This is a genomic window from Thermogutta sp. (genome assembly GCF_014359955.1).
Classification (GTDB): domain Bacteria; phylum Planctomycetota; class Planctomycetia; order Pirellulales; family Thermoguttaceae; genus Thermogutta.
In genome coordinates this window covers 1-4980 of the sequence record NZ_JACIYL010000287.1, presented here as the reverse complement: position 1 = coordinate 4980, position 4980 = coordinate 1, and the positions used below count along the sequence as shown (strand labels likewise).

Below are 4980 nucleotides of genomic sequence, written 5' to 3'. Positions count from 1 at the left end.
CCCGCTTCTCCAAAAGCAAGGCCCCTGGGCAGGGCTTCGTTGCTGAATTTCCCTCCTTCCAAATTCAGGAAGAAATCATTTGCCATAGCATCGTTGGTGACATAAATATCGAGCAGGCCGTCGTTATTCACATCGGCCACCGTGGCACTCATGCCGCGTCCTTCAGGATTCCACAGTCCTGCCTCTTTGGTGACGTCGGTGAAGGTGCCATCTCCGTTGTTTCGATACAGAGCATCCGGTTGCCCTTCGTAACTGAGGGGGCCTGGATAGCCGTCCGCCTTATAAAAAGCACGGAAGGCTCCCAGGTCGTATTGCAGATAGTTACACACATAGACGTCGAGAAGTCCATCGCCGTTGTAGTCAAACCAGGGCGCTGACAGGCTCCAGCGCGGATCGTCCAGGCCAGACTGGCGGGAAACATCGGTAAATGTTCCATCGCCATTATTGTGATAGAGGACGTTTGGTCCATAATTGAGCACATAAAGGTCAACAAACCCGTCATTATCGTAATCCGCGGCCGAACATCCGCTTCCGAAATGCGTGTCACCAACTCCGGCCTGGTCGGTGACATCCGTGAATGTACCATCTCCATTGTTTCGGTACAGAGCGTTGCGAAGCTGCCCGCGCAGATGGCGCCCACGGTTACTGCTGACACCCGGCGTCCATGCACCATTAACGAAGTAAATATCCATCAGGCCGTCGTTGTTGTAATCAAAAAAGAGCGCCCCGCTTCCTGTTCCTTCGACGATATTACTCAGCTCGTCATCGCCAAAACTGTGTTTAAAGGTGATACCCGCTTCCCGGGTCACGTCCGTAAAGGTGGGCAAATCCTGGCCGAAACCGCATGCGGCAAGCGTCATCCCATAAAGAGCCGCCAGGATCACCGCCCCCCGACGTCCATTTCGGCCAACTACTGCGTTTGGATATCGGTATAAAGACCTGCTCATAGAATCGATGACCTCTGTGAATAACAGATGTGATTCGTCAAATTACGGTATTTCAAAGGGATGCTGACGATCGTACACAGCACCTGTATCAATCCATTGAATGATGAGCTGAACATCACTCTGGGATAATGGTTGTACGCCAGCGTCGTGCGGCCACGGTTTATATGGTCGGGACGGCCATTCTCCATCCCACGGTTTTGCCAGGTTTTTGGAGACCACGTGCCAGACAAGCGGGCTTAAGCGAGCCGCGCCGGGTACCACGTAAACCGCCGCGGCATCGGCAGCAGGTACTGCAGACGGACTGCCAGCAGAGCGCACTAGCTGCGTGTATGAATACGCTGGTGAGGCGGAGACGGGTCCAGGATGAGCTGGATCCGCGGAAGGTGCCAGCCATGGCTTTTTCTGTTGTGGAGTATGGCAGTTCAAGCAGGACCGTTGAATGACAGGCCAAATGTCATGCACGAAGTCGGGCACGGCCATAGAAGCGGACGGTTCAATGCGTGGTCGATCCTCCCACAAGGCGTCAGCCATTCTGTTAAATGGCACACGTTCGGGATCTTCATGACATCCGATACAGCCCTGATGAATCCCACCTTTGACCCAAAACCACCCAGAGGTTCGCACATTGAGGCCCCGTTCATCAATCAGTTGGAGACTCAATGGTACGTCTGAAGGTACTTCCACCTGAAAAGACCCGTCGGGATAGATCGGAATTTCACCGAGCACGCGGAACGGGAGACGTGGATACCGACCACCGGTGATTTTGGGGTCAGTTATCGCCTGCAAAACGCGCAACTTTTTAATCGATCCTTTCGGAAATCCCTTCTCTCCCAGGTCGTTGTCATAAACGCTCAAGCAATAGAGAGTGCCGCGAGACGCGGTGTCATCAACCCCCGAGGATCGGCCATCCGGCAGGGGCCGGGGAGAAACAGGTCTGGCGAAAAGGTCGTGGTAACGCGGATCATCGAATAGGGGCGTCCATTTGCGGGTCTCCAGGTCGAAAACGCCCAAGGCAAACGAGGCCCCTCCGTTCCGGGGACGCCGTGAAACGAGCAAGCGTCCGTCCGGAAGAGCACAGGGTGAATGATAAAGCCAGGTGCGATCTTCCGTTAGACGTTGATAGGTGCGTAAAGGACGTCTCAAATCGACACAGGCCATTTGCCCGGCTCCGTCCGCTGTCAATTCGTCGTTCTCGATGAACACCAGTTTGCCGAGCAGGCCGCGGGGAATGACGGTCGGCATAAGCTTGTACCTGGCCCCGATTCCCGGCAGAAAGTTCGCGGGATCCGTCCCGTCTGTGTTGACCGCGAAGAGGTCCAGACGCATTTCTGGGTTTTGCGGGTAAGAAGAGCGAAAGCTCGGAAAAACGATCCTGCCATCCGGGAGCAGAGTGCCTGGCAAGTCAGGTGAATGATTGACCGTAAGACGTCGGAAATGCGAGCCATCCATGCGACAAGAGAACAGCGCCGACACCGGCGTACCTGTCAGCGGGGATTTTTCTTCAGTCAATTCGCGGAAAAAGGTGATCTGAAACCAGGGAAGCGGGGCATCCAGAACATACTGGGTCGACTGATAGGTGGGATAGCGACAATCGCGAGTGTCATGAGTGATTTGACGAAGAGTGCGCGTTTCCAGATCGAGTTCATAAATGTTCCACGGTGCATCCGCCGCAGGTTTACCCGCAAGCAGCAGCTTTTTCCCGTCGAAAAATACGTCCGCTTCGGCCGTAGCGAAAAAGGTGGGTAGCAAAATTTCAGGTTCGTGCCCCGGCTGAAGAAGTACGAGGCGGGAACGCTGCTTCACACCGACCAGAGAGCCGGGATATGGTGTGACAAGCTGCTCCCCGCTTTCCTCAAGTGAAACTTGAGTCAGTACAATAGGATAGGGAAAATCATCCACCAGCGGGGGGACTGCCCTCAGTTGCCCGACCGGCAAAAGGGACATCACCGTCCCCAGCAGGAATGCCCAAACCGGTAGATTGAAGACAACGGTGCGAGAGAGATGCCGGCACGTACCGATCGGCCCTATCCGAGCGGAAATCATAATAGAGGAACCCAAACAAGGACCAGAATAATTGCTACCGCCGATGACCTGATATCAACGCGCCATTTTAGGACTCGATCTGCTTGATTGCAACAAATTGGTACTTTATCACCGAATTACTTTCATGGTTCACCGGAAAAGCTACAGATTTTGTAGACTTTGACAGCGATGCCTCTCGGGGATCGTCGATTGAAAGGGCCCCGGAACACACTACTTTCAGTGGGGGAAGAGCACACCTTTGGCAGGGGAGTCATGCGAGAACGGGACTCTAAATTGAGACGCCGTGTGGCATGGGAAGCGGCACGGCTGATGTATTTCCGCGAGGAGACGGAGTATTACCGGGCCAAGTTGAAGGCCGCCCGGCGAGTTTTGGGCCCGGATGTTCGGCCGGCAGACCTTCCCAGTAATCGCGAGATCCGCGAACAGATCGAGGCCGTTGCCCGGGCTTTCGAGGGGGAGAAGCGGGTCCAGAAGCTGGGAGAAATGCGACTGGAAGCCCTCCGCATGATGCGGTTGCTGAAGGAGTTCCGTCCACGTTTGGTGGGCAGCACCCTGACAGGCCACGTGCGCCGCGGGTCGGACATCGACATCCACGTCTTTTCGGATAGCGTGGAAGCGGTCCGGTTGACGCTGGAGCACGCCGGACTGCCTCACGAGGTTATTCGTAAACGGGTTGTCAAACACGGGGAGGAGCGGACCTTCACCCATATCCACGTCACCGGGCAATTTGAGTTCGAATTGACTGTTTATCCGACGGAGTTGGTGAACTATCGTTTTAAAAGCTCGATCACGGGAAAAGCGATGGAGCGTGCGTCCATCGAGGAACTCGAAAAGTTGCTCGCCCGGGAGCACCCCCAACTCATGGTCGAAATAGAACCAGACGACATGGAGACGGTTGTCGATCGCTTCCGCGTGTACGAGTCCCTCCTGCTACCCCTGGAGAAGGTGAAAGAGGATCCAAGGTATCATCCAGAGGGTGACGTTCTCTATCACAGTCTTCAGGTGTTTGAGTGTGCTCGGGAAGAGTCGCCCTACGACGAAGAATTTCTTCTGGCGGCCCTGTTGCACGATGTGGGAAAGGCCATCGACCCGAAAGACCATGTGAAGGCGGGTCTGGAAGCCCTGGAAGGTTTTATAACAGAGCGGACGGCCTGGCTTATCGAGCATCACATGGAAGCTCAGGGGGTCCTCGATGGAACAATCGGGGCGCGCGCCCGCCGTCGGCTTGAGACGTCGGAGGACTTCGACACTTTGGTACTTCTTGCCAAGTGCGATCGGGCGGGTCGGCGGGTCGGTGTTAAAGTTCCCGAGCTGGAAGACGTCTTCGAGTACCTTCGCAGCCTGGAGCGCGATTTCCAGTAGAGACGGTTCACACAGCAGAGACAGTTCACACCATTTTTCTTTTCTCAAGCGCTAAACACTTCGGCATGACTCGGCCGCTCACGCAACGCGTCGATCAGTCGCCAGTAGGGGTCTGGCGGCTCGAAATTGGCTGGTTTATGATAGCGGGACATTATTCCAGCACATCTGCAAGAACCTCGCCCCACCAGTGCGAGCTATCCCGCACGTCACCCCACCCCTTGGTAAGGGGCCATTGTATCCCGCCTGAAAAAGCTGCAGAACACTCATAGAAACATCGACCGGCCATTGGTAACCACGTTGAGAAGGGAGAGCGATTTATGCTGTGGCTGAACCGGCTCGCGCCAGCAACAAATGCGGACTTTGTCCGGTGGAGTTGCCCGTTGCTCCTTTGGCTGTTGGTGGCAGGGGTTGATCGTGGGGTGGAAAGCGCATCCCTGGCTAGCGAACCGGCAGGTCGTCCGGCGACGGCATCTGGAGCAGTCGCATGGCATCACCCGTTGTATCTGGGCTGGGAGGGTTACTGGAGAGAACGAATCCCTATCACGGTTTCCAACACCAGCCAGCAGGATATTTTGGGACAAACTCTGGCGTTTCGCGTGGTTTCCCCGGAGGGGACCAGGACGTCTGA

At 55.5% G+C, this 4980-nt stretch carries 4 protein-coding genes; 2 read left to right on the top strand and 2 right to left on the bottom strand.

The window, feature by feature from the left end; translation table 11 throughout:
• Together H5U08_RS10000 and H5U08_RS09995 are read right to left on the bottom strand one after the other, a co-directional pair.
• The coding region (locus tag H5U08_RS10000) for a VCBS repeat-containing protein (protein ID WP_297032615.1) at window positions 1-947 on the bottom strand (947 nt) is incomplete at its 3' end.
• 42 nt (window positions 948-989) lie between these two features.
• Window positions 990-2990, bottom strand: a complete 2001-nt coding sequence (locus H5U08_RS09995; protein WP_297032613.1) for a hypothetical protein — start codon at window positions 2988-2990, stop codon at window positions 990-992.
• A 252-nt stretch (window positions 2991-3242) separates the two neighbouring features.
• Here H5U08_RS09995 and H5U08_RS09990 point away from each other — a divergent pair, with 252 nt between their 5' ends.
• Together H5U08_RS09990 and H5U08_RS09985 are read left to right on the top strand one after the other, a co-directional pair.
• A complete protein-coding gene (locus H5U08_RS09990; RefSeq protein WP_297032612.1) occupies window positions 3243-4352 on the top strand; it encodes an HD domain-containing protein in 1110 nt (369 codons plus the stop codon).
• Between the two features lie 317 nt (window positions 4353-4669).
• On the top strand, window positions 4670-4980 hold a 311-nt coding region (locus tag H5U08_RS09985; protein ID WP_297032610.1), incomplete at its 3' end, for a hypothetical protein.

Coding starts and splice junctions, on each gene's coding strand:
- H5U08_RS09995 (WP_297032613.1), bottom strand. CDS start 2,990: ATGATTTCCGCTCGGATAGGGCCGATCGGTACGTGCCGGCATCTCTCT.
- H5U08_RS09990 (WP_297032612.1), top strand. CDS start 3,243: ATGCGAGAACGGGACTCTAAATTGAGACGCCGTGTGGCATGGGAAGCG.